22 protein-coding genes are annotated in these 24639 nt (G+C 41.2%); 16 read left to right on the forward strand and 6 right to left on the reverse strand.

Annotation, left to right across the window (positions count from 1 at the left end; genetic code table 11):
• The first annotated feature begins 500 nt into the window (after nt 1-500).
• Nucleotides 501-1379 (forward strand): tRNA (5-methylaminomethyl-2-thiouridine)(34)-methyltransferase MnmD, encoded by an 879-nt coding sequence (locus VB836_RS00790; RefSeq protein ID WP_323217568.1) that lies wholly within the window; start codon nt 501-503, stop codon nt 1377-1379.
• 304 nt (nt 1380-1683) lie between these two features.
• Complete coding sequence (glmU, locus tag VB836_RS00795; protein WP_323217569.1) at nt 1684-3087, forward strand: bifunctional UDP-N-acetylglucosamine diphosphorylase/glucosamine-1-phosphate N-acetyltransferase GlmU; 1404 nt, start codon at nt 1684-1686, stop codon at nt 3085-3087.
• A gap of 107 nt (nt 3088-3194) precedes the next feature.
• Here glmU and VB836_RS00800 read toward each other — a convergent pair whose 3' ends face one another.
• Nucleotides 3195-4637 carry a mechanosensitive ion channel domain-containing protein gene (locus VB836_RS00800; protein WP_323217570.1) on the reverse strand — a complete coding sequence of 481 codons (1443 nt, stop codon included), beginning with the start codon at nt 4635-4637 and terminating at the stop codon, nt 3195-3197.
• A gap of 60 nt (nt 4638-4697) precedes the next feature.
• On the opposite strand from VB836_RS00800, the gene VB836_RS00805 reads away from it, so the two are divergent.
• Nucleotides 4698-5078: a VOC family protein gene (locus VB836_RS00805; protein ID WP_323217571.1), complete on the forward strand. Its 381-nt coding sequence runs from the start codon at nt 4698-4700 to the stop codon at nt 5076-5078.
• Between the two features lie 385 nt (nt 5079-5463).
• Here VB836_RS00805 and VB836_RS00810 read toward each other — a convergent pair whose 3' ends face one another.
• Nucleotides 5464-6423, reverse strand: coding sequence for a DUF1517 domain-containing protein (locus VB836_RS00810; protein ID WP_323217572.1), 960 nt, complete (start codon nt 6421-6423; stop codon nt 5464-5466).
• A 328-nt stretch (nt 6424-6751) separates the two neighbouring features.
• On the opposite strand from VB836_RS00810, the gene VB836_RS00815 reads away from it, so the two are divergent.
• Both VB836_RS00815 and VB836_RS00820 read left to right on the forward strand, forming a co-directional pair.
• The gene (locus VB836_RS00815) at nt 6752-7360 is read left to right on the forward strand and encodes a hypothetical protein (RefSeq protein ID WP_323217573.1); all 609 of its coding nucleotides are present in this window, start codon (nt 6752-6754) and stop codon (nt 7358-7360) included.
• A 156-nt stretch (nt 7361-7516) separates the two neighbouring features.
• Nucleotides 7517-9310: an ABC transporter ATP-binding protein gene (locus VB836_RS00820; protein ID WP_323217574.1), complete on the forward strand. Its 1794-nt coding sequence runs from the start codon at nt 7517-7519 to the stop codon at nt 9308-9310.
• Between the two features lie 202 nt (nt 9311-9512).
• Here VB836_RS00820 and VB836_RS00825 read toward each other — a convergent pair whose 3' ends face one another.
• The 4 genes from VB836_RS00825 to VB836_RS00840 all read right to left on the reverse strand — a co-directional run bounded on the left by VB836_RS00825 (nt 9513) and on the right by VB836_RS00840 (nt 12370).
• A complete protein-coding gene (locus tag VB836_RS00825) occupies nt 9513-9887 on the reverse strand; it encodes a hypothetical protein (RefSeq protein WP_323217576.1) in 375 nt (124 codons plus the stop codon).
• A gap of 67 nt (nt 9888-9954) precedes the next feature.
• Nucleotides 9955-10521 (reverse strand): DUF6232 family protein, encoded by a 567-nt coding sequence (locus VB836_RS00830; RefSeq protein ID WP_323217577.1) that lies wholly within the window; start codon nt 10519-10521, stop codon nt 9955-9957.
• Between the two features lie 247 nt (nt 10522-10768).
• The gene (locus VB836_RS00835) at nt 10769-11374 is read right to left on the reverse strand and encodes a macro domain-containing protein (RefSeq protein ID WP_323217578.1); all 606 of its coding nucleotides are present in this window, start codon (nt 11372-11374) and stop codon (nt 10769-10771) included.
• A 90-nt stretch (nt 11375-11464) separates the two neighbouring features.
• A complete protein-coding gene (locus VB836_RS00840) occupies nt 11465-12370 on the reverse strand; it encodes a calcium-binding protein (RefSeq protein WP_323217579.1) in 906 nt (301 codons plus the stop codon).
• Nucleotides 12371-12574: 204 nt separating this feature from the next.
• Here VB836_RS00840 and gor point away from each other — a divergent pair, with 204 nt between their 5' ends.
• From gor to VB836_RS00895, 11 genes are all read left to right on the forward strand, one after another.
• Entirely contained in the window at nt 12575-13921 is a 1347-nt protein-coding gene (gene gor / locus VB836_RS00845) for a glutathione-disulfide reductase (RefSeq protein WP_046277123.1), read from the forward strand.
• A gap of 310 nt (nt 13922-14231) precedes the next feature.
• Nucleotides 14232-15587, forward strand: a complete 1356-nt coding sequence (locus tag VB836_RS00850) for a GH39 family glycosyl hydrolase (protein ID WP_323217580.1) — start codon at nt 14232-14234, stop codon at nt 15585-15587.
• Nucleotides 15588-16005: 418 nt separating this feature from the next.
• Entirely contained in the window at nt 16006-17592 is a 1587-nt protein-coding gene (locus VB836_RS00855) for a sensor domain-containing diguanylate cyclase (protein WP_323217581.1), read from the forward strand.
• A 135-nt stretch (nt 17593-17727) separates the two neighbouring features.
• On the forward strand, nt 17728-18303 hold the full coding sequence (locus tag VB836_RS00860; RefSeq protein WP_046276717.1) for a sigma-70 family RNA polymerase sigma factor: 576 nt from the start codon (nt 17728-17730) through the stop codon (nt 18301-18303).
• The gene (locus VB836_RS00865; protein ID WP_323217582.1) at nt 18300-18668 is read left to right on the forward strand and encodes a hypothetical protein; all 369 of its coding nucleotides are present in this window, start codon (nt 18300-18302) and stop codon (nt 18666-18668) included. The genes VB836_RS00860 and VB836_RS00865 overlap by 4 nt, the downstream gene beginning before the upstream one ends.
• 69 nt (nt 18669-18737) lie before the next feature.
• Complete coding sequence (locus VB836_RS00870; protein ID WP_323217583.1) at nt 18738-19817, forward strand: RNA-guided endonuclease InsQ/TnpB family protein; 1080 nt, start codon at nt 18738-18740, stop codon at nt 19815-19817.
• Nucleotides 19818-20021: 204 nt separating this feature from the next.
• Nucleotides 20022-20483: a Spy/CpxP family protein refolding chaperone gene (locus VB836_RS00875; protein ID WP_323217584.1), complete on the forward strand. Its 462-nt coding sequence runs from the start codon at nt 20022-20024 to the stop codon at nt 20481-20483.
• A gap of 152 nt (nt 20484-20635) precedes the next feature.
• Nucleotides 20636-21616: an NmrA family NAD(P)-binding protein gene (locus VB836_RS00880; protein WP_323217585.1), complete on the forward strand. Its 981-nt coding sequence runs from the start codon at nt 20636-20638 to the stop codon at nt 21614-21616.
• A 186-nt stretch (nt 21617-21802) separates the two neighbouring features.
• A complete protein-coding gene (locus VB836_RS00885) occupies nt 21803-22720 on the forward strand; it encodes an NAD(+) kinase (RefSeq protein WP_323217586.1) in 918 nt (305 codons plus the stop codon).
• 79 nt (nt 22721-22799) lie between these two features.
• Entirely contained in the window at nt 22800-23495 is a 696-nt protein-coding gene (nblR, locus tag VB836_RS00890) for a response regulator transcription factor NblR (protein ID WP_323217587.1), read from the forward strand.
• An 89-nt stretch (nt 23496-23584) separates the two neighbouring features.
• Nucleotides 23585-24094 (forward strand): DUF192 domain-containing protein, encoded by a 510-nt coding sequence (locus tag VB836_RS00895; RefSeq protein WP_323217588.1) that lies wholly within the window; start codon nt 23585-23587, stop codon nt 24092-24094.
• Nucleotides 24095-24639 lie beyond the last annotated feature (545 nt).

A 24639-nucleotide genomic window follows, 5' to 3' on the forward strand; every position in this document is an offset into this window, starting at 1 on the left:
TTCAATAAACCCGCCCCCCAATCATAAATTAAACCAGATTAGGATATAGTCCTCTTGAGAGGACTTTACTTTTTAGACGGGGATTTTAATCCCTGGCAACTGGGAACCCGTAGAGACTAAAAAACCCGGTTTCTTTGAGAAAGCGGGTTTTTGGCTTGTACCAACGGGGAACCCGCCCCTACAACACTGGTAACTGTTAAGGGCGGGTTTATATCGGTTGTCTGTGGGAAAATAGACATTGATGTAGGGGGGCGGGTTTATATCGGTTGTCTATGGGAAAATATAGATTAATGTAGGGGGGCGGGTTTATATAGGTTATCTGTGGGAAAATAGACATTAATGTAGGGGGGCGGGTTTATATAGGTTATCTGTGGGAAGACATAGATTGGTTCGGAACCCGCCCCTACAAATATCTGGTAATTGTTGAGGACGGTTTATATCGGTTATCTGTGGGAAAATATAGATTAATGGGGAACCCGCCCCTACAAAATTGTTGATTGATGGAGAAACAAGAACATTTCACACCGCAACCCACCGCAGATGGTTCTTACACGTTTTATTCAAGCGTGTTTGGTGAGTCTTTTCACAGTCAATTTGGGGCAAAACAAGAGGCTGAACGGAAATTTGTTGAACCGTTAAATCTTCGTCAACGCGCTCAACATTCTCCCTTATTTTTACTTGATATTTGCTATGGTTTGGGTTATAATAGTGCTGCGGCTTTAACAGCAATTTGGGAAACTAACCCCGATTGTCAAATCGAATTAATCGCATTAGAACTCGATGAAACGGTGCCGAAAAGTGCGATCGCTCATCATCTTCTCGAGAGTTATCCGGCTGAAATTGTAGAACTATTAACACAATTTTCAACAACTCATTCTTTAAATTGCGATCGCCTGCAAGCTAAACTGTTACTGGGAGATGCACGAATCACGTTACAACAGGTGAGATCTTCTGAGTTCAAAGCGGATGCTATTTTTCTCGATCCGTTTTCGCCTCCGGTTTGTCCACAACTATGGACAGTCGAGTTTTTAAGCGTTGTCGCCCAATGTCTCAAACCGGATGGTAAACTAGCTACCTACTCCTGTTCAGCGACGGTACGAAGCGCGTTACTCGCCGCAGGATTAACAATTGGTTCAACCTCTCCTGTTGGACGACGCACACCGGGAACTGTTGCGGGGTTCTCTGCTGCGTTACCCCCGTTATCAACCTCGGAACTCGAACATCTGCAAACTCGCGCTGCTGTTCCCTATCGAGATCCCGAGTTAAACGATAACGCTGAGAGTATTATACAACGCCGTTACCAAGAACAACAGTCCTCTTCGTTAGAACCGACCTCTCAATGGAAAAAACGCCATCGTGTACAGGCGGGTTCCGAATAAACCTATATTTTCCCAGAAACAACCTATAGTAGAAGTCAGGAGACACCGAGACAGGAGACAGAATTGAAACCTTTATCATAAAAGGATTCGACAGAAAAACAGTGTCCTAATCAACTCTTTCTCTGCTATAGATAAACCCGCCCCCTCTTTCAGACAGCGCAACAACAAACCCAACTTCTGAACTTCCCTCGTCCTGAGTTCTGTTAAATAGTATGAATAGTTAGCTGATCTTATGAAATCATAGTTTAAAGACCTAAAGTAATTAGGTCAACCACTTGAACACTGAAACCGCAAATTTTTTTTAATGGTAGCAGTAGCAATTTTAGCGGCCGGACGGGGAACCCGCATGAAATCTGATCTCCCCAAGGTTTTACACCAACTGGGCGATCGCAGTCTAGTTCAGCGAGTTCTCGATAGTTGTGTAGGAGTTAAACCGAACCGACGACTTGTTATTGTTGGTTATCGAGGCGATTTAGTTCAAGAATCTTTACGAGAAAGCCAAAGTGCTGAGGACTGGTTTTCTGATTGTCCTCTTGAGTTTATCGAACAACAGGAACAATTGGGAACGGGTCATGCTGTTCAACAGTTACTTCCGCATTTAAAAGGGTTTTCGGGTGATTTGTTGGTGTTAAATGGGGATGTTCCGTTGTTGCGTCCTCACACCTTAGAAGAATTGCTGAAAATTCACCAACAAAATGGAAATGCAGCGACAATTTTAACCGCTCATTTACCACACCCGAAAGGTTACGGACGAGTATTTTGTGATAGTCAAAATATCGTGAATCAAATTGTAGAGGAACGAGACTGTACGGATGCTCAACGCAAAAATCACCGGATTAATGCCGGGATTTATTGTTTTAACTGGCCGCAACTTGAACAGGTTCTTCCCCAGCTTACCTCTAATAATGATCAAAAAGAATATTACCTCACGGATGCCGTTTTTTTCCTCAACCCGGTGATGGCGGTGGATGTCGAAGATTATCGAGAAATTCTCGGAATTAATAACCGAAAACATCTGTCAACGGCTTATCAAGTCTTGCAAGAATGGGTGAAAGATGAATGGATGGCATCGGGTGTAACGTTGCTTGATCCGGCGAGTATTACGATTGATGATACTGTACAATTAGAACCGGATGTTGTGATCGAACCTCAAACTCATCTGCGCGGAAATACGACGATTAAAACAGGGAGTCGTATTGGGCCAGGGAGTTTAATTGAAAATAGTCAAATTGGCAAAAATGTAACGGTTTTGTTTTCGGTGGTGTCCGATAGTACGGTTGCTGATGGGACTCGAATCGGCCCTTATTCTCATTTGCGAGGTCATGCAAACGTTGGGGAAAATTGCCGCATTGGTAATTTTGTGGAACTGAAGAAAACCCAACTTGGCGATCGCACAAATGTCTCTCATTTATCTTATCTGGGAGATGCCACCGTTGGCAATAAAGTTAATATAGGCGCAGGAACAATTACCGCAAATTATGATGGGGTAAATAAGCATCAAACCCATATTGGCGATCGCACAAAAACAGGTTCAAATACTGTTTTGGTTGCACCGATTACTTTAGGGGAAGATGTTACTGTTGCGGCGGGTTCAACGGTTACAGAAGATGTTCCTGATGATTGTTTAGTTATTGCGCGGGAACGTCAAGTTGTGAAACCGGGTTGGCGGATGAACGCTGAGAAAATAGAACAACCCAAAACCGAGTAAAATTTTGAAGGGGCGTATAATTTTGCGCCTAATTCTGTAGGTTGGGTTAAGCGATAGCGCAACCCAAAAAAAGTAAATTTATGTTGGGTTTCGTTCCTCAGCCCAACCTACGGGCGAAGATTAAACAGTTTTTGAATGCGTTTCCTTATCCAAACTACAGGATTTTGATGAGGATCTGATTCTTCTATTAATCCTAACTCTTTGAGTTTAATCTGACAATTGGCGACAATTTCTTGACGTTTGGCGAGTTCTTCTGCTAATCTATTAACCAAATTGGGTTTGTCTTTGATAAAAGTCTCAAAGTTGTGTTTGGGAATGACAAATAACAAGGTATCTTCTAAGGCTCGAATCCCGGCGGGTTGAGGGACTCCTAACATCAGAGAAAATTCCCCAAAAAAATTATTGGTATTGAGAACATCAATTTGTCGATCAACTTTTTCGAGATAAGCTTCGACAGAACCTGAGAGGATAATATACAATCCTTCGCCTGTTTCTCCTTCTCGAAAGATAATTTGTGAAGCTTGAAACTGTTTGCGATATCCGAGTTCTATTAGTTGTCGAATATAGAAGTCATTACAGTTTTTAAAATAACAAACATTTTTTAAAATATCTTTTAAAAAGATCGGCTGAGGGGGTTCTTCTGAAGATAATTGAGGAGGGGTGGAAAGGTTTTGAGGTAGAGATAATGTTTCTGAATTTTTGACCCATAAATCTCGTTGAGGGAAGGGAATCGAAATTTTATGTTGACGAAATTGATATTCGATAATGTAAAAAATAGAACTTTTAATGGTAACTTGTTGATCAATTTGATTGACATAAACCCAAAGTTCAAAGTCTAAAGAATTTTCTCCAAATCCAATAAATTTAACTTTTGGCGATGGATCATGTAAAACGGTTGATTCCATGTACGCACAGTCTAACAAAATTTCAGTCACCAGAACCGGATCACTCCCATAAGCGACACCAATTGGAATTTTGATGCGTCCTCGGAAGCTTTCTAAACTCATATTAACTAAGCGTTTTTCAACCAATTGACTATTGGGAACAACGACATCAAATTGATCGAAGGTTTCAATTAAAGTGGAACGAATTGATATTTCTTTCACATATCCAACCATTCCATCCAGTTCGATAAAATCTCCGACTTTAACTTTACGTTCGAGTAAAATCGTTAAACCACTGACAAAGTTTTTGGTAATATCTTGTAACCCAAACCCAATCCCAATCCCTAAACCGCCTGCTAAAATTGCTAAGGAACCTAGATCAATTCCATTAACTTGTAAAACTAAAACACAAGCTAAAACCCCAATCCCATAACCTAAAATGGTTGAGATGATTTCTCGGTTACTGGCGTCTATTTTTAATTTCGTTAATACTTTTGTTTTGAGAAATTGTTTGAACAGTCGAGAAATCAGAAGCGCAAAAATCAGTGAAACGGTTAAGTTGACAACGGCTAAACTGGAGATGGGTTTATTCCCAATCTTGAATAAAGGTTCACTCAGAAAAGATAAGTTGACAGCTAAAATTTTCCCAAAGATTACGAACAACATACTTTCAACCGACTAACGTTAAAAATTAGAACTGATCCATTCAAAAGGAGCGATCATTCGATGAAATTAAATCAAGTCACCATTGGTGTCACAGACATGAATAAAGCTGTTCAGTTTTATCAAGGACTGGGATTTGTTCAAATTGTCGCGACTGATGACTTACATTATTCTCGGTTTTTATGTCCCGATGGAGAGGCGACTTTTTCTTTAGAAAAGGTTGAATCTGTCTCCACTCATCCAACGACAATCATTTACTTTGAGTGTAATAACCTCGATGAAAAGGTTAAACAGTTGCAGGCTTTGGGCTACAGTTTTGAAAGCGAACCGACTGACAAAAGTTGGCTGTGGAGAGAGAGTTATCTGCGTGACCCAGATGGTAACAGAATTTGTCTCTACTATGCCGGAGAAAATAGAATGAATCCTCCTTGGCGGTTGAAATAGTTAGCGCTCACCTCTAAAACCCACATTTATTATGATCAAAGCTGGGTTAACTTGGCACTAACCCAGCCTACAACTAATCATTATTTCAGAAGTGAGTTAAGTTTGCACGGAACCCAACTGAGCGTTAATTAACGTGAATTCGACAAATAGAAAAAACCCCTCTCCAAACCTCTCCCCTGAGAGGAGAGAGGCTTTAAAACCTTAATTTTTCATTGAGCAGCTTTAAAGAGATTTAAGCCCCTCGCGATTAATAAATAGTCCCGCCAGGGACACCTTTTCCCTCTCGATTAATAAATAGTCCCGCCAGGGACACTTTTTCCCTCTCCTCGTAGGAGAGGGTTAGGGAGAGGTGGAGAGGGGTTGGGGAGAGGTAATCTCACGTTAATTAAACGAGTGCTAAATCGGGATAATTCGCCAACATATCATCAGTGCTGAGTGTATCTCCCTTCGCTTGGGGAGTCCATAAGACTTCTACCGCTAAAAGTTGTTCCGCACCCACAGAACCCAAACGACTAATCGCTTGACGCAATTCTTGAGCGCTATTCACTTTTGGTAATTCTAGCTTTCCTAATGTTCCCACAACCAGGGTGACAACAATATATTCTCCTGGTGCTTGATCTTGGGGAACAATTTCACCGTTACCTGTATCACCGGATGAAATTGCAGGTGCAGTCATACCGGAAAGCTGATTATTATAATTAGACAGGGTTTCTTCGGTGAACTTACTGCGTTCTGCGATCGCCCACTGATTAAACTTGGACTCTGCCCCTTCCATTCCCGTTTGTGTCGTTTCAGCCGCCCCATAAGCCCAATATTCAGGGTGACGCAACAGGGCTAAAGTGGCTTCTTGTAACACTTGGGCGCGTCCTTGTGCCGAGCCTGTATCCGCCGCTTGAGCGATGCGATCAAGGTCATCTTGTAGGCTACGACCCTCCGCCAATAAACCCACCTGTACACGCCCTACAGACACTCCAGAACGGCTGTAAGGGCTTGTTTCTTCGCCGCCCCCCGCAGCAGACTGGAAGCTTCTAACCAGGAAATTCGCGATCGCAATAACGATGAAAATGCTAAATAATCCACCAAAGCCGCCGCCAAACCCAAAGAAGGGAATTAGGAAGGGGAAGCCAAAGCCACCACCATAACCATAACCGCCACCGGGCGCTCGGGTTGGGCCAGGAGCATAGGTTCGCGGTGCTGTTCTAAAGGAACCTCCGCCAATGCGTCCCCCACTCCGGGCGGCGAGTGCAAAATCGGCTTGAGAGAAGACTAAGGTCAATACTATCCCAAAAGCCACTAAGGATTTCAAAATGGATTGAATTCGTGAATGCCGTTTCTCGTTTTTCATAGAGCTTTGTATTTTAACTTCAGGTTAACCTAGAGCGGATAACCGACCTCACCTAATACTGTAGCGTTTCTTGGCTTCCTGCTTAACTCCTGGGATGGGTGGATTTCCGCCAATGGGGATTTATAGCATAAGTCAGAAGTCCAACTCTTTCTAGACTAGAGTTTAACAGAATTGTTCTGTCCTAATTGCAACTTTGCGACTGCTATAGCATTGATGAGTCAGTCTAGATGTTCAGAGCGTGTCTGTAAAGTCGGATGCTTTTTTATTCTTAATTCTCAATTCTCAGATAAAGATATACTACGAACGGGCTAGCTGGAGGATTGCTTTTTTGAGAACAATTCAAGATTTTTTTAAGCTTCAGAAAATCAAGAAAGTTAAACGTTACTTTTTTCTGACTGTTGCTTTTTTTCTGATTATAACCGATTCTGTTAACGATTTTTCAGTTCAGGCTTTAACGGTTGCTACAACGATTATTCGTCCGAATTCTGTCAATCAACCCAGTTGTCCGACGGATTTACAAGCGTTACTGGATAAAATGTTACCAGATTTACCGAGTTATACCAATCGAGTGATTCAACGGGCGAGTACCAATCGTCAATTAGAACGAGACATTTATATTTTACTGGCTACACAGTTAGATGAACTTGAAGCTTTACCTTTTAATGTCAATTTAGATCATCCCGATGAAACCTATCTGGTTTATTTTCAAACTTGGCAACGAAAACATTATCCCAATAAAATTATTAGATTCAAACAATATCATTGGTTATTTTTGCGAAGAAGTCCGACAGGTTGGGTGTTAGAAAAGATGTTTTCCAAGTCGAGTTCTTACCCTCAATATGGATTTTATCCGCTTCCGGGTGAAACGAGCGAAAGTGCGATCGCCCAAGCCATTGGTTTGTGGTTACGGGACTGTCAAGCGGCGAATAGCAATTAGAATGCCGACAAGCCTTATTCTAATTTCTATCTCTTTATCTTATCACAAAAGGATAGCGTTGATCAACTCATAAACAACAAGCCTGAAAACCCGTTAAAATTTTTTAAAAATGTCACAATAATACAGAGTCATCGTTAATCCTCAACTTGAGTACCCGTGAACGATTTTACCCCATCTTCTCAACCGTTGCCGAATAAGTTTTTTTCAGACTATCGTAGCGATCGCCCGTTTAAAACTTTACTCTACCTCTATCAAAACGATCTACGCTATATCGGGCTATCAATGCTATTTTACCTGATTAAGCACAGTCCTGAATGGATTCGACCCTTAATTATTGCCAATATTATTGATATTATTTCCAGTCCAAGCACTCACAGTTTATCAGAACTCTGGTTCAATGGAGCCTTTTTAGCCTTTTCAATTCTTCAAAATACTCCCACCCATTATCTTCATATTCGCTTTTTGAGTACCGCCACTCATTCAATGGAATATAACCTCAGATCGGCGATTACTCGTCAACTGCAATATCTTTCAATTGGCTTTCATCAACAACGAAATTCAGGAGCAATTCAAAACAAATTACTGCGAGATGTAGAAGCCGTTGCCCTATTAACAACTCAGATCTTTCAGTATCTCCCTTCATCCATTTTAACGATTGTCATTGCCATTATCATTACCGCCATTCGCGCCCCCGGATTTTTGATTTTTTTCGTAGGAACCATTCCGGTAGCCGTAACGTTAATTCGTTATTTTCGCACGCCAATTCGTTCTCGAAACTCCGTTTTTCGTCAACAGATGGAAACCACTTCAGCCTATTTAATTGAAATGCTGAAACTGATTCCCATTACTCGCGCTCATGGTGCCGAAGAAGCGGAAATTTATCGCACCGAACAACGTTTAAAAACCCTCAAACAAGCCAGTATTAAACTCGATTTAATCAACGCTTTAGCGAATGCTGCATCTTGGGTTAGTTTGCGATCTTTTAACCTGGTTTGCTTATTAGCCTCCGCTTGGTTAGCCTATACTGGAAAATGGGAAATTACCGTCGGAGATGTCGTCTTATTAACGGGATATTTTGACTCAATTACAGGTTCAGTTGTGCAGATTTTAGGAGTTCTTCCCCAAATCGGAAAAGGGTTTGAAGCGTTGTCAAGTATTGGGGAAGTTTTAGAATGTCCTGATGTTGAACAAAATCAAGGAAAAACACCCGTTAAACGACTAAAAGGAGAGTTTTGTTTTGAGTCGGTTTGTTATGTTTATCCCGAGAGTCGAAACCAAACTGCAATTGTCGATTTTTCTCTACAGGTTAAACCCGGAGAAACGATAGCTATTGTTGGGCCATCGGGTGCGGGAAAATCAACCTTGTTAAACTTAATTATCGGGTTTTTGCGCCCAACTTCGGGTCAAATTAAACTGGATGGAAAAGAGATGAATTCCCTAGACTTGAGAACCTATCGCCAATTTTTATCAGTGGTTTCTCAGGAAACAATCTTATTTGAGGGAACCGTCCGAGAAAATATTTTATATGGGAAAGATACCGTGAATGAACAACGGTTAAAACAAGTTGTTATAGAATCAAACGCCGATGAATTTATACAAAATCTCCCTCACGGACTAGAAACACAAATTGGAGAAAATGGCGTTAAACTCTCAGGAGGACAACGCCAACGAATCGCAATTGCACGGGCTTTAATTCGTGATCCGCGTGTGTTAATCTTAGATGAAGCAACATCTTCTTTGGATACGGTTTCTGAGTCGTTAATTCAAGAAGCGTTAGATCGGTTAGTTCAAAATAGAACAACATTTATTGTCGCCCATCGCCTCTCAACTATTCGCAAAGCAGATCGCATCGTCGTGTTAGAAAAAGGGAAAATTATTGAAGTGGGAAATCACGAACAGTTATTAGAACATCAAGGTTTATTTGCGATCATGCACGCTTTACAAAGTTAACCGTTACAATAAATTATCAGAACATATTTGGAGTGATCTAGCATGACTAAAATGACGGTCAAAGATGTAGAAAAAATTTAAGTGATTGCCTTCTATATAAGTACCATGATTACAAACATATTTCTGATAATCATTATTTGGACTATACTCGTTAGAGTGTTGTTCAATCAAAGCATTTTAGAAGGCAATTTATTATGATTTATTATAATTTATTGTTTTCTTGCCAATCTTCTAAAGCACCAATTATGAAACTGGCAGCAGGATGATTTAAAAACTGCTCTAAGGCACTCACACTACCTTTTTTAAAAGCGCTCCGTAACCTTTGAACCGTTCCCGGGTTGCTTTTAATACTTTTTATTGTTTCAGTTGCTACCTGTTTTGTATCAAAAGGGTAAGTTTTACTGTGTTGTTCCATGATCTGATTAATCTCAGCAGCAAGTTCAACAAATATCTGCTTCTGCTGTGAGTTATTGTAATAATCGCCTTCAACATAAGTCCCGTGATCATTAACATTAGTTTCCCGATAGTCACCTCTACTAATGTGGATATTGCGCTGATTAGATTGTGGTTCTGTCATGGTATTTTCAGTTGAATGAGTTATTGATTATAATAACTTTTTAGTTGCTGTATTGCAAGCTTTTTTATTAATTATTTTCAATGTAAGTTCCTTTGTCATTAACATTGTTCTCACGGTAGTTCCCCGTGACGGTAATATTTCTTATAGAGTTCTCTTGAGGATCGATAATTAAGTCTCTGAAATTAACATAAATATTAGAATAAGTTAAAAGGTCATATTCACCATCCATAATTCTATAAAACTCAGCGATTACTGTTTCTAAAAATTTTCTGTCTCTACAAGTAAATAATACTTGTTCTCCAGAGTTGGTTTCAAAAAGTAGTCCCCATATTACTTGCTCTTGTATTTTAGGTAGAGATATACTGAATAATGCTCCCAGTAAAAATAATAATCCAATTCCTCCTATGAGGATACTGCCTCCGACTACTGATAATGTAGCAATACCTGCACCAGAAAATAAGAAAGTAGAATTCCAGCGATAAGTTTCCTGAATTTCTTTTTTGTATTTAACTACTTTAAAATAGGTAATATTACGAACTTGATAAACACTAGAACCAAATTTAACTGTTTTTTTGGTAAAAGTTAAACCTGGGTAAGGTTCAGGTTCTAAGTCGGAGAGATTTTCTTGAGTCATAGATTGAGGTAAAGTTGTTTACTGGAGATCGGTAGATGCAGTCCAACTCAACCCCATATTTGACCTATGCAACCGCTTCTCTACTGAGATCAATAGCATTTAGTAGTGTTTGGTCAAAGAAAGCCACCAAAAACATATTAACTCAACTTGTCAACTTTGACAACTTTCTTTAACCTCGTATTGCTATCGGGTTTGATTAAACAATTGCGATAATAACTGATATGATATCGAGAATAAGGATTGAAACTTACATTTTATGATGCTTTCCCCCTTCCCAAATTTGAAGTTGTCTTTCTGCTGCAAAAAAATTATTAATAGAAGTCGGTGGATAAACAAAATGATCGTAAGCTAACGCCATTTGACGGGCGGCTTCTGAATAGGGAACTCTACCAATTCCTGTCCCTAAACCCGGACAAAGAACAGATTTAATGTTTCGTTTGTGATGTAAATTATAACGGCGAATTTCCAATAACATCGCCCACATTGCAGTATAAGGAATATCTGTTCCTGTAATAGACATGGGAACTCGCATGGTTGGTGTATGGGCTAAAAAAGGATGTTTGGGATGTTGAGTTTCGACAATTAAACAGGTTCCCACTGGTTGTTCACCGAGATATTCTGTTAAAATCTTTTCTTGAACTCGCATCATTAATTCTTTCCCGAAATAAGTAATAATTGCTGCATCTATTCCACCATCCATTAGCCCAAAAGAGTTAGCTGGACTCACTAAACAATCATACTCTGATACCGCTTCAAACGAGTTATTAATAATTTCCACATCGGGTAAATAGTGGAAATGTTCTCGAAAAGCCGCAGTTAAAGCGGGGTTGGGTGCCACTAAAATGAGTTTCAAGTTTTCAGCCTCCTTTTCACTTAAACTTTTATTTTAATTGATGGGATTGCTATTGAGAAGCTTTGAGGACGCAAGCCGCAGCGCTCCTACTTAACCGAAGGCTAAATCTTGATTAGAAACAGAGATAAAGTTCAAATCTTCCGCCCCAACATCTCTAACTAACCCGAGAATATTTCCGGTACTTTCCTCAGAAATAACTATCACTTGAATGGTTTCAATTTGAAAATCCTCCGTTCTCATTTGTCCTAATGGAAAAGGCCCACTCGGATCATAATCTCGGCGATCGCCAATCACCATAAATCGTTCAGTTAAAATCAGATTATCGGCGGTTAATCCACCCGTTAAACCAATCACATCATCCGTTGGATTATAATCTAAAATGATATCAACCGTTACAGATTCTAAAGCCGTAAATAAATCTCCCTCGGGTGGAGTTTCTGAACCAATTTCTTGTGGGGTAGAAGCTGTACCTGTTCTTAAAACAAACAGATCTTCTCCTTCCCCTCCCCAGAGTTTATCAACACCTAAATCCCCAATCATTGTATCATTTCCTTCACCTCCGACGACCTCATCATCCCCTTGACCACCGCGAACAAAATCATCATCATCATTCCCATAAAGTCGATCATTATCTTTGTTTCCATGCAGGAGATCATTCCCTTCTCCACCTGCTATAACGTCAAAATCTTGACCGCCTCGTATCGTATCATTACCCGCTTTTCCGAGTAAAACATCTTGACCAGAATTCCCATAAATCAACTCATCATTCTCTGAACCGCGAACATAATCATCACCTGCTAGGGCGAATATTCCACCTGGATAATTCTCAATGACATCATTGGTTAATTCGACAATATCCGAGTCGGAAGTTAACAGAAAAAAGCCAAAGCGGTTGCTGGGGTTACTGAGAGGTTCGGAAATCACCTGAACATCCACAGGATCAGCAAGGCTTGTTTCAGGGTTAATTGGGGTAGAAGGGTCAAAGTTTTGTGCCATAATCCGAGTTATAATATATGGGTTGAGCCTTAAACTAAACTGTGAGAGTATTGGTTCCGATCCTAGCAAAAGATGAATGCTTTAACAACCGATTGAAAATTGCAGCCCCTAACTCATTACAATAAACAATAGGAGTTAACTGCACAATTCAGTTGACCACCAGGAAATGACTTCAGAAAATTCTCTACAAGAGGCGATTTTATTATGGCTTATGACTACGATCTGTTTGTAATTGGTGCAGGTTCAGGCGGGTTAGCCTCTTCTAAACGGGCGGCTTCCTATGGCGCAAAAGTGGCGATCGCAGAAAATGATTTAGTCGGCGGAACCTGCGTGATTCGCGGTTGTGTCCCCAAAAAATTGATGGTTTATGCGTCTCATTTTTCCCACTATTATAAAGATGCAGTCGGCTATGGTTGGAGTGAGGTCGAACCCTCTTTTGATTGGAAAAAATTAGTCGATGTGGTGGATAAAGAAGTTCGACGTTTAAGTGAACTTCATATTAGTTTTTTGGAAAAAGCAGGCGTTGAACTAATTCGAGGATATGCTAAATTTATTGATCCACATACCCTAGAAGTGGGCGATCGCAAAGTCACCGCCGATAAAATTTTAATCGCAACAGGAGGACATCCAATTAAACCCGATATTCCCGGAATTGAACACAGTATTTCATCGGATGATATGTTTCTTTTAAGTGAACAACCGAAACGATTTGCGGTTTGGGGTGGCGGTTATATTGGAGTAGAATTTGCTGGAATTTTAAACGGTTTAGGAAGTCAGGTGACGCAAATTATTCGCCGAGATTTTATTTTGCATGGATTTGATCAAGATATCCGCAGCAATATTCAAGAAGGAATGAGTAAACATGGCGTTAATTTTCACACCAATACCACCATTGAAAAAATTGAAAAAACCGATGAAGGCTTGAAAATTACCCTCACAGGTGAACAAGCAGAAAACCCGTTAATCGTTGATCAACTCCTCTGTGCGACGGGTCGTCAACCCAATTTAGGCGGATTAATGTTAGAAAATGCCGGAGTCGAAGTCAATGCGAATGCGATCGCTGTTACTCCAGATAGTCAAACCTCTCAACCGAATATTTATGCGGTAGGAGACTGCACAGATCGGGTGAATTTAACCCCCGTTGCGATTGCGGAAGGTCGCGCTTTTGCGGATACTGAATATGGTCATACACCGCGATTAATTAGCCATGAAAATATTGCAACGGCTGTTTTTTCTCAGCCCGAAGCTGCAACAGTGGGCATGACCGAAGAACAAGCCAAAGAAAAATTTGGAGAGGCTATAAAATGCTATAAAGCCCGTTTTCGTCCCATGTTTCATAGTTTAACTGGATCGGACGAAAAAGTGTTTATGAAGTTAGTCGTTGAAAGCAATACTGATCGCGTTTTAGGAGCGCATATGGTCGGTAAAGATGCAGCCGAACTCATTCAAGGCGTGGCGATCGCTGTGAATATGGGTGCAACGAAAAAAGACTTTGATAATACGATGGGAATTCACCCCAGCAGTGGCGAAGAATTCGTGACGATGCGTTAGAATCAACTGAAATTTACCAAGGAGAGAATGAAAAAAACGGTCTTCATTCCTCCTTTTTTCTGGTTGTCTATGAAATCGCTTAATGTTGGCTACAGATGATGGATAGGGAATGCTATAGGGGCAGGTTCCGAACAAATATATACTTCCCACCAACCCCTAAATAAACCCGTCTAAGATTGCCACATAAGCTGAAGATTGATCTGTAGCATTCTTTTTTTAGATATTATGATAGAATGAATCTAATTCATTTTTTCAACCTAAAAATGATCACAAGAGAGAGAATCTAGTCAAAATTAGTATATTGTTAACGATGCAGAAATTCAAATATTCAAGTCTATTTTCCGGGTTTAAACCTGGAAAATTTAATCCTATAAAAACCTTTTTTGTGTTGTTTTTTGTGAGTTCTGCTTTACTCACGTTTTTGATCGGACAGTCGCCTGTATTCGGACAAACTCAAGCCACCGTTGCAATTGATTTTGGTGTACCTCAAACAGGGATTCATTCCATGAGTGGTTTTTTGTATGGGATTGGTGATAGTAAGCCACCCAATAATATGTTAAGTCCCTTACAACCGAAATTTTGGCGGACATCAACACTCAATCATTATCCTAAAATTACAGCATTAGGTTCTCAATTTCAGTTACTATTAAGTGATACTTGGGGCTATGGAAAACCACGTGGTTGGCCCTATGAAGATTACAGTAAATGGGAAGAACACGTTAGAAAAATTGCTCAACAACACAAAGATAAAAAGATGATCTGGGATGTTTGGAATGAACCCGACTTAAAAGATCCCTTTTGGCGAGGAAGCCGATCACAGTTTTTTGAAACCTACAAACGCGCCTATACTGTGATTCGCCAAGAACTCGGGCCAAATGTAATGATTGGAGGGCCGAGTATTGCCAAATATGATCAAGGTTTTCTCAGAGAATTCTTAGATTATTGCAAAAATAATAACCTAGAAGTTAATTTTATTGCATGGCATGAACTCAATGATCAAGAAATTACTCGAATCAATGATCATGTGAATGAAGTGCGGCGTTCATTTGTGCAGAACCCCAACTATCAAAGCCTGAAAATTCAGAAAATTTATATCAATGAAATTGTCGGGCCAATTGCTCAATATCGCCCCGCAGAGATTTTAGGATATCTGGCTTATACCGAACAAAGTCGAGTTGACGGCGCTTGTAAAGCCTGTTGGGAACCCGTTGCAGGGGGACGCAATAACTGCTTTAATGAAAGCCTTGATGGTTTAGTCACGCCCGAACAGTCCGCCCCCAGAGCCGCTTGGTGGGTTTATAAAGCCTACGCCGATGGGTTTAGTTCACGGGTAAAAAGCGAGTCGAGTAACCCGAGAGTAGTAGCCTTAGCCAGTCAGTCGAATCCACAAAATCAAGCTCAAATTTTGTTTGGTTATTTTGAACAAGGCGCCTCACCCGGGAAAGCAACCGTTGTTCTGACGCTGAGAAATTTGCAACAGCTTAATATTGCTCGTGAGGGAAAACCGTTAACCTTTGCCGTCCAAAGAATACCAGACTCGGGAGAAAAAGTCATTACCCAACTAGAGAAAGTCAGACAAGAGCAGGTTACCGTTAATAATCAAATTGTACGCTTGACCATTCCTAACGTTCAACTGCACGAAAGCTACTTGCTTACAATAAGTTGAAAAAAGTCTAATCTTCCAGTATTATTCCTGAAGACAATATACTGGGACTAATTTTTGTGATTTTGAACAGCATCCCTATTCCCAGGGATGCACATTAAGACCCAAAAATTTAAAACTTATCAAAAGTTTATAAAAAGCATCAAAAGTTATAACGATTTAAAAAATATTCAAATAATTCTTCAAATCTTTAAATTTCTGTATGCTTTGCAACAAATTTACATAAGAATTGTAAAAAACTATAAATAAGTTACGGTGACTGACGTATCCTTAATCTTATAACCTCTATTTAATAACAAAAAATATAAGGAGGTGAGTTCGAGCTGTGCATAAGTTTTTGTGTCCGTGCTGTTCTGAACCCCTATTGGTTCATATTAGTGATCATAAAAAGGTCGGATTTTGTGTTCGGTGTCATCAAGAAATGCCTCTTTTAGAGCATTATGGTTGTTCAGGAATCACACCTTATACAGAAGTTGAATTAAATTCCAATTTTTCCGTGTTTGATTTGAATAATATCAAACAATTTACCGAGCAATTTTTGCAAACTGGGCTGGAAGGAATTTTTATTTTAGATACAGACAAAAAAATTACCTTTTTAAACTCAAAGATGGCAGAAATGCTGGGATATACAATAGAGGAAATGATCAATAAATCCCTCCGAAACTTTTTAGATCAAGATCATCCAGCCTTTGCTCAACTTTGTTCCTACAAAAATCTCAGCAGTCAAGAAGAAAGATACGAAATAAAACTCTATCATAAAAACAGTCAATTCATTTGGGTAAAATTATCAGTAAACGTTCTGCGAGATCAAGACAATCAATTTCAAGGCTATCTGTGTCGAGCAATTGACATCAGCGATCGCAAACAAATGGAACAGGACATTAAACAACAAAATCGACGAGAACAAGCCTTAAATCGACTTACGCAAGTCATGCGATCTTCCTTTAACTTAGAGATTGTTTTTGCCGCCGCCGTCGAAGAAATCGGGAGGCTTTTTGCCGTTTTATCCGTCCAAATTGTTGAATATCTCTCCGATGAACAATGTTGGCTGAGTCGAGCCGAATACCGTTCTCCAGAAGCAGAATTAGCGTTAAATTCTGATCAAAACTTAGAACCGATCAAAAAATTAGACCATCCACAACTTTTACGATTTGATGATCGAAAAATCCTGAAATTTGAGAGAGATAAATCCTCAATTCCTCTGAAAGTTCCCGCTCATATCACTGAAAGTTTAACCTCAAACCCCGAAGTAAAAATAGACGCTCACAAAATAGAGCAGTTCATGCAAAATTGTCCAGGAGCTTGGCTACCTGTGCCGTTGTACAGTCAGTCAGAGATTTGGGGAAGTCTCAGTATGGTGATGAAAAATCCCGGGTATAGTTGGCAAGAATCAGATTTAAAATTAATATATAGTTTTGCCAATCAACTCTCAATCGCCATCCATCAAGCCTCACTCTACCAACAACTCGAAGAAGCCAAGAAGAAATTAAAATACTTATCAGGAGTTGATAGCTTTACTCAACTGTTGAACCGTCAAAGCTTTAATGACTATCTCTACAAAAAATGGGAGCATCTCTGCCAAGAATCCTTACCCTTGTCTATGGTTTTGTGCGATCTAAACTACTATCAGTTTTATCGAGAAACCTATGGTGAACATTCGGCGGGACAATTTATAAAACAAGTCGCTGAAGCTATCAATACAGCCGTGAAAAATCCCCATCATATCGTTGCTCGTTATGATGAAACCGAGTTTGCAGTGTTGTTACCCAAAGCCCATTCAACCCAAGCCGTACAACTGGTAGAAACCATTCAGACTAAAGTAGAGAAAATCAAGTTGACTCCAGAATCTCGATGTGAGAAACAATATCTATCCATGAGTTTTGGTATCGCCAGCACCATTCCCAAACCTGCGAGTTCTCCCGAACAGCTCCTTGAAGCCGCAGAACAAGCTCTTGATCACGGAGCCTCTCAACTGTGTAAATGTTTACTCTCGAAAAAATTGGGGTAACTCAAACTTAGAGCAGTTTCTCGGAAAAATAACAAAGATCAACCATGAACTTTTGAGAACATCTGTGAGTCTATAATATATAGACCAGGAAGGGAAAAGGAGATTTCGCAGGTGTTCGTTGAGGATACCACCGATATGTTAACGGATGACTGCTCGGATGCCTTTTTGGTAGAACAGTGTCAGAAAGGCGATCGCCAGTGCTTTCGCTATCTCTACCAACGATACCAGGGAAAAGTTCGATCAACTTTATATCAACTCTGCGGCTCCTCATCCCTTGATGATTTAGTTCAAGAGGTGTTTTTGCGGGTGTGGAAAGGATTACCGAAACTGAAGCAACCTGCAACATTTTCGACTTGGCTCTATCGAATTACCTGGAACGTGGCAACTGATCGACGACGAATGTTAGCCAAACATCATTCATTTAATTTACCATCCAAAACGGTAGATTCAATAGACGCTCAAGATCTTCTCTCCTGTGCGAGCGATTCTCCTGATTTAATGCTTCTACACTATCAGGATTTAGTGCAACGCGGATTAGCTCATCTCAGCTTTGAACATCGAACCGTGATCGTTCTGCATGATCTTGAGGAAATTCCCCAAAAAGAAATTGCGGAAATTTTAAATATCCCCTTGGGAACCGTTAAGTCTCGCCTGTTCCATGCTAGAGCCGCTCTGCGGAAATTTTTGCAAAGTGAAGGAGTCAACCTATGAGTCAGTTGCCCACTAATGATCAAACGTTGATTAATTTTCTCAAGCAATATCGTTCGACTGCTCCGGAAGCAACCCCTGAGTTGGAAGAGCTAATTATGGCGAGTCTCGACACCGATGATCGGCTTAAAGAGTCTCAACATCAAAGCAGTCCCCGAACAACAATTCAGGCTTTGGGATGGGTTTCCTCTTTGATTGCTGCCAGTTTGACTCTACTGTGGATCGGCGATCGCATCCTTCATCCCCCATCATTAACAACCCGTGAACAATCCCAATTAGAAGGCTTTATTGAAAGTAACTGGGAGGGTGCAATGGAAGAAACGCAAGAAAGCAGTTGGTTCACAATGCTAGAAAGCTCTAAAGATTAATAGAGCAGTAACTTAGTAGACGATTTATGGTACAACACGGTACTCTCCGTAAGAGCAGATAATAGATCTATGCAACGAGCCTATCATACCAAGTTAAAACTGAACAACAAACAGAAGACTTTAATGGCGACCCACGCCGGATATTCTAGGTGGGTTTGGAACTGGGCGTTAGCGATGTGGAATGAAGCTTACAAACAGGGTTTAAAACCTTCAACGAATAAGCTAAAAAAGTTCTACACCAATCACATTAAACCTCAATACTCCTGGCAGTCAACGCTAAGTTCTAGAGTTTATCAATTTGCTTTCATGCACTTGGGAGAAGCATTTAGCCGATTCTTTCAAGGCATTGCCAAACATCCTAAGTTCAAGAAAAAAGGAATAAATGATAGCTTTACTCTCGATAATTGTGGCAAGGTAATGAGGTTTGCGGGTACAAGGCTAAAGCTCCCCTTCATTGGATGGGTATTCACTTATGAACCCCTACCTGAAATCAACACAAAGCGAGTCACAATTAGTCGAGTAGCTGATTCTTGGTATATTTCAGTAGCTTATGAATTTGAGCCTGAACCTACCATTAAATCAAGAGTTGCTCTGGGTGTTGATGTTGGGGTTAAGGTCTTAGCGACCTGTTCAGACGGTACGGTTTTTGCAAACCCCAGAGCATACAAAAAGGCTAAGAACAAATTAGCGCGACTTCAAAGAGAACTCTCGAGAAAACAAAAGGGCTCAAATAACAGGAATAAAGCTAGACTGAAACTGGCAAAAGCACATCAAAGAGTGGCTAACATCCGAAAAGTGTCAATTCATAAATTTACCTCATGGCTATGCAAAAACCACGCAGTCATCGGGTTAGAAGACTTGAATGTTTCTGGGATGTTAAAGAATCATAAGTTAGCGGGTGCTATTGCTGATTCTGCTCTTTATGAAATTCGCCGCCAAGTTGAGTATAAATCTGAGTGGTACGGCTCAGTAGTAGTTTTTGCTGACAGATTTTATCCGTCAACTAAGACCTGTTCAAGTTGCGGTCACGTTCAAAAAATAGCACTGAAAGAACGAGTTTTCATCTGTGAAGCTTGCGACATATCAATTGATCGCGATTTGAATGCGAGCCTCAACTTAAAGTATTACGCCGAAGGCTATTCGGTTTGAGCCTGTCTGACCGGGTGCTGCCGACAGTCCGGGGTGAGGCACCGAACGAAACATTAATACGGTTTATACCGTGTTATATCAGTTTTCGATAGCAGAACATACCGCCTCTAAACGGTTCACTGACTCTGCCTTCCCTGGTTTTCTTCTCAGGGACTTATTCCCTTGTCAACTCTTAAAATTTTTAAAAAAGAGAATTAAAATTTTATGTTGAGATCTTGGATTTTACTATTAACGCTTTTCCTGCCAACTTTTCACAGTGGGATTGCTGATGCTGCCACGTCTGAGAAAATATTATCTCAACTTCAGGCGCAAGCAAAAGTTTATGCCGGAGAATCTGATGATGATACCGAGCAATTGCTGAAACAATTAAATGCGACACCCGAACAAAAGCAGAGAATGCAAGAAATTCGCGCTCAGTATCAAGATAAAATCTCTCAACGCCGACAACAACTGCGTCTAGCCCAAGAACAATTACAAGCCCTACTCTCCAGTAACGCCAGCCCCAGCCAAATTCGTCAAAAATATGATGAATTGCTCCAGCTCAAACAGGAAATGAGCAAGTTGCAGTTTGAGATCATTCTGCAAATTCGAGAAGTTCTGACTCCCGAACAGCGCCGTCAGTTTGCCGAGATCATGGAACAACGACGGCGAAACCGTCCCCGCTAGCACGGGAACTGCCATTTCCTCTGTTTCAAGCTCAATAGAGCTTTTTAGGGGGCTACCCATCAGCTTATCAAAAATTTATGAAGTTTTATTAAAAAATGAGAGATTTTCTGATACGATCTTAAGTCAAGTTTAAGTTTAATACCGATTTATTCATGACTATTTTAATCGTGGGTGCTACTGGCACTCTAGGGAGACAGGTGGCTCGTCGTGCTATCGATGAGGGCTATCAAGTTCGTTGCTTGGCCAGGAGTTACAGTCGAGCTGCTTTTCTTAAAGAATGGGGCGCTGAACTGGTACCCGGAGATCTCTGCAAACCCGAAACCCTCAAAGCCGCTCTCGAAGGAGTCACGGCTGTCATTGATGCCGCCACCGCCCGACCCACTGATTCTCTCAGCATCAAAGATGTAGACTGGTACGGTAAACTTTCACTAATTCAAGCGACCCAAGCCGCAGGGATTGAACGCTATATCTTTGTCTCCTTCTTGGATGCCGAAAAATACAGACAAGTACCGCTATTAGATATCAAATACTGCACCGAGTTATTTTTAGCAGAGTCGGGCTTAAAATACACGATTTTAAAACCTTGTGGCTTTTTACAGGGAATCATTGGTCAGTATGCCATCCCCATTTTAGAAGGACAATCTGCCTGGGTTCCGGGCATCAGTTCTCCGATCGCCTATATGGATACCCAAGATATCGCTAAATTTGTCGTTCGCGCCCTCTCCGTAGCGGAAACCGAGAACAAAAGCTTCCCCGTTGTCGGTTCTCGCGCCTGGACAGCCGATGAAATTATCCGCCTCTGTGAACGACTCTCCGGCAAAGAAGCCAAGGTGACTCGCACCCCCACCAATATGTTAAGGTTGGTACGCAGTATCACCCGTTGGTTTCAGTGGACGTTGAACATCTCCGATCGGTTGGCTTTTGCAGAAGTAGCCGCCACAGGTCAACCCCTGAAAGCTTCGATGGAAGAAACCTACAGCGTTTTTGGTTTTGAGCCAGCAGAAATGACTTCTTTAGAAGCCTATCTACAAGATTACTACGGCCGAATTATCAAGAAGATCAAAGAAGTCGAATACGAGCGCGAAAAACAGAAAAAACGCAAACAAAAAAGAACTCCATTCAAAAAAACATAATTGCTCAACCCATGCCAGTTGTCGTCTTGATCATTGCTCATGTCTGGCTGGGGTTAGATGTTGGTCAAGGCGGACTGAAACTATGATAGAATTCAATCTAACCAAATTCCGTAAAGCACCTGTTCAAAAGCTGATTTAAAGCTTTCTGTTGAATTGCATTTTTTAAACCTGAGTTAAGTTATTCGCGTGCCCAAAGCTGGGATTATTTATAACGATGCCAAATCAGCGGCTTGTCGCATCGCTGACGAGTTGAAAGACAAGCTGACTTCTTGTGGCTGGCAAGTTCATACTGCAACTGGAGTGGGAGGCTTGCTCGGCTATTCTGAGCTTAACCGTCCCCTCTGTCATAAGCCCGTCGATCAGTTAGTGCCTCCCGGTTTCGATGAGGATATGGCGTTTGTGATTGTTTTGGGTGGAGATGGCACTGTGTTATCGGCCTCTCGCCAAATTGCTCCTAAAGGAATTCCGATGCTGACAGTCAATACAGGTCACATGGGATTTTTAACCGAAACTTATATTAATCAGTTACCGACTGTTCTTGAGCAAGTGATGGCCGGAGATTATACCGTTGAACAACGGGCCATGCTCTGTGTCGAGGTTTATCAAGAAGATCAATTACTTTGGGAAGCATTGTGTTTAAACGAGATGGTCTTGCATCGTGAACCCATGACCTGTATGTGCCATTTCGAGGTAGAAATTGGCCGACACGCGCCTGTTGATATTGCCGCAGATGGGGTAATCATTTCTACCCCAACGGGTTCTACAGCCTATTCTCTCTCGGCTGGCGGCGCCGTTGTCACACCGGATGTCGGAGTCTTGCAACTCCTGCCCATTTGTCCCCACTCTCTGGCCTCAAGAGCCTTAATTTATGCCGAAAAAGAACCTGTCAACATTTATGCAGCCAGTCCTAATCGTTTGGTGATGGTGGTTGATGGGAACGGCGGATGTTATGTCTTACCGGATTATCGCGTTAGAGTGACGCGCTCGGTTCATTCTGCCCACTTTATTCGCCTAAAATTACCGGAATTTTTCCAGGTTTTGCGAGAAAAATTGGGTTGGGGACTGCCCCATATTGCCAAACCGACGTCTGTTGAGTTGCCCTGAAGGAAAACTAAATCTCTGATTGTTCAATTAATCCGTCTAACGTGCTAAAACGGGTAATATTCCGATGGGGGATTTGTCAATGAGTATCGTTGCGAGCGAGCATCATCCTTCAATTTTAGTGGTTGAATCCGACGAACTTTTAGCCCAACACGTTAGCCTAGATTTGGAAGAATCGGGCTATTATCCGATTGTGGTTCCGAATGCGACCCTGGGCCTGCATCGAGCCACAGAGACTCAACCCGCTTTGATTGTTGTGGATCGAATGTTGGGCGGAGAGTCGGGGTTAACGCTGTGTCGTCATCTGAGAAATCAGGGAAACCGCACGCCGATGCTAGTATTTATGGCAAGAGATAATGTAGAAGATCGTGTCGCTTGTTTAGAATCAGGAGCGGATGATTATTTCCTCAAACCCTATCGCACCGAATCGTTTTTGCAACTGGTGCGTCTGTATTTGCAACCGATTGATCACAATACTGATCAACTACGCTTTGGTGAATTAGTCTTAGATGTAGCGACTCGATGCGCCTTTCGCAATGGTCGAGCGATTGAGTTGACCATGAAAGAATTTGATCTATTACGATATTTAATGGAACATCCCCGAGAAGTTTTAACTCGTGAACAAATTTTAGAAAATGTTTGGGGTTATGATTTTCTCGGTGAATCGAATGTGATAGAAGTTTATATTCGTTATCTTCGTCTCAAAATCGAAGAAGAAGGGGAAAAACGTCTGATTCAAACCGTTAGAGGCGTGGGTTATGTTTTGCGAGAGTCCTAACTCTTTGGGAACAAATCAGGGGAAATAAACAACAAGATTGCTAACTCTGTATTTGCCTGATCTGTGATTAGGTTTCTCAACAATTTCCTATGAGCAAATTTTTAGCACTGTCTCTACTCCCCATCGGACTTTTTGTTGTTTTAAACAGCACTATCTTTTCTCAGCAGCCAACCCAGCTTTCATCCCCACCTACCGAAAATTTAGGTCAAATGCTACCTGTTACCGCCCAAACCACTCTCGGAGGTGAGGTGATTCAACTCGAAGTCGCCCGCACTCCCCAACAACAGCAAATGGGACTGATGTACCGCACTTCCTTACCCGACAACCGAGGAATGCTGTTTTCCTTTTCCCCGCCTCGGGTTGTCGGTTTCTGGATGAAAAATTGTAAAATTTCTCTCGATATGATTTTCATCCGTAATGGAATTATTCAAGGGATTCAGGTGAGTGCGCCTCCTTGTACGGCTGAACCCTGCCCGACCTATGGCCCTAATGTTCCGGTAGATCAGGTGATCGAATTAAGAGGCGGACGAACCCAAGAGTTGGGCGTGAAACCCGGCGATCGCGTTGAGATTGAGTCTTTGAACTCTGGGAACCCCTAAACCCTGAAAAAATTGTTTTCACAGAATCTTTACAAAAATTAAGTAAATTTGATAAAAACTTAATGATAGAGCCTACAAATTTGCAGAGAAATCTGCTAGGCTATCATTTCTAGCGTCTAAAATTTATCCGGCTTCATCTGAGCTGTAGGCTCCTATTGATTAAGGTGTCAGAGACGAGTGAAAGCTTGGGCGCACGACAGGCATCCAAGCCAGTTAGCCGAAACAAAGCGAAATCTTTGTTCGCTTCAGTCTGCGAGTTGGAATGAAGTCGAGATCGACTGAACATTCATGACTGGATGGAGCTAGTCATTAAGTTCTGTCCAAGGACGGATTTAATCGGTTTAAAAACCAGTTGTAGTAGTTAGTAGCGAAATTTAATCAAGATTAAGCCTATAACTACGCAGAGCATTAGCTCAAATCTTTATACTGCCTGAGTTGCAGTAAAAGCCATCTGTGAGGAGTGCAAGAGTGCAAAATAGTTCGGAATTCGATCCTCAGTGAATGTAGATCGAAAAACAATCCGAATGTTCAACTCAATAAGGTCT

It is taken from the genome of Limnoraphis robusta BA-68 BA1 (assembly GCF_034932365.1).
Lineage (GTDB): Bacteria > Cyanobacteriota > Cyanobacteriia > Cyanobacteriales > Microcoleaceae > Capilliphycus > Capilliphycus robustus.

Bases quoted from the DNA above. Each gene is read 5' to 3' on its own strand.
- VB836_RS00880 (WP_323217585.1), top strand. From the start codon at position 20,636: ATGACTATTTTAATCGTGGGTGCTACTGGCACTCTAGGGAGACAGGTG.
- gor (WP_046277123.1), top strand. From the start codon at position 12,575: ATGGCTTATGACTACGATCTGTTTGTAATTGGTGCAGGTTCAGGCGGG.
- VB836_RS00870 (WP_323217583.1), top strand. From the start codon at position 18,738: ATGCAACGAGCCTATCATACCAAGTTAAAACTGAACAACAAACAGAAG.
- VB836_RS00805 (WP_323217571.1), top strand. From the start codon at position 4,698: ATGAAATTAAATCAAGTCACCATTGGTGTCACAGACATGAATAAAGCT.
- VB836_RS00825 (WP_323217576.1), bottom strand. From the start codon at position 9,887: ATGACAGAACCACAATCTAATCAGCGCAATATCCACATTAGTAGAGGT.
- VB836_RS00860 (WP_046276717.1), top strand. From the start codon at position 17,728: ATGTTAACGGATGACTGCTCGGATGCCTTTTTGGTAGAACAGTGTCAG.
- VB836_RS00830 (WP_323217577.1), bottom strand. From the start codon at position 10,521: ATGACTCAAGAAAATCTCTCCGACTTAGAACCTGAACCTTACCCAGGT.
- VB836_RS00800 (WP_323217570.1), bottom strand. From the start codon at position 4,637: ATGTTGTTCGTAATCTTTGGGAAAATTTTAGCTGTCAACTTATCTTTT.
- VB836_RS00790 (WP_323217568.1), top strand. From the start codon at position 501: ATGGAGAAACAAGAACATTTCACACCGCAACCCACCGCAGATGGTTCT.
- VB836_RS00895 (WP_323217588.1), top strand. From the start codon at position 23,585: ATGAGCAAATTTTTAGCACTGTCTCTACTCCCCATCGGACTTTTTGTT.
- VB836_RS00875 (WP_323217584.1), top strand. From the start codon at position 20,022: ATGTTGAGATCTTGGATTTTACTATTAACGCTTTTCCTGCCAACTTTT.
- VB836_RS00850 (WP_323217580.1), top strand. From the start codon at position 14,232: ATGCAGAAATTCAAATATTCAAGTCTATTTTCCGGGTTTAAACCTGGA.
- VB836_RS00840 (WP_323217579.1), bottom strand. From the start codon at position 12,370: ATGGCACAAAACTTTGACCCTTCTACCCCAATTAACCCTGAAACAAGC.
- VB836_RS00855 (WP_323217581.1), top strand. From the start codon at position 16,006: ATGCCTCTTTTAGAGCATTATGGTTGTTCAGGAATCACACCTTATACA.
- glmU (WP_323217569.1), top strand. From the start codon at position 1,684: ATGGTAGCAGTAGCAATTTTAGCGGCCGGACGGGGAACCCGCATGAAA.
- VB836_RS00810 (WP_323217572.1), bottom strand. From the start codon at position 6,423: ATGAAAAACGAGAAACGGCATTCACGAATTCAATCCATTTTGAAATCC.
- nblR (WP_323217587.1), top strand. From the start codon at position 22,800: ATGAGTATCGTTGCGAGCGAGCATCATCCTTCAATTTTAGTGGTTGAA.
- VB836_RS00865 (WP_323217582.1), top strand. From the start codon at position 18,300: ATGAGTCAGTTGCCCACTAATGATCAAACGTTGATTAATTTTCTCAAG.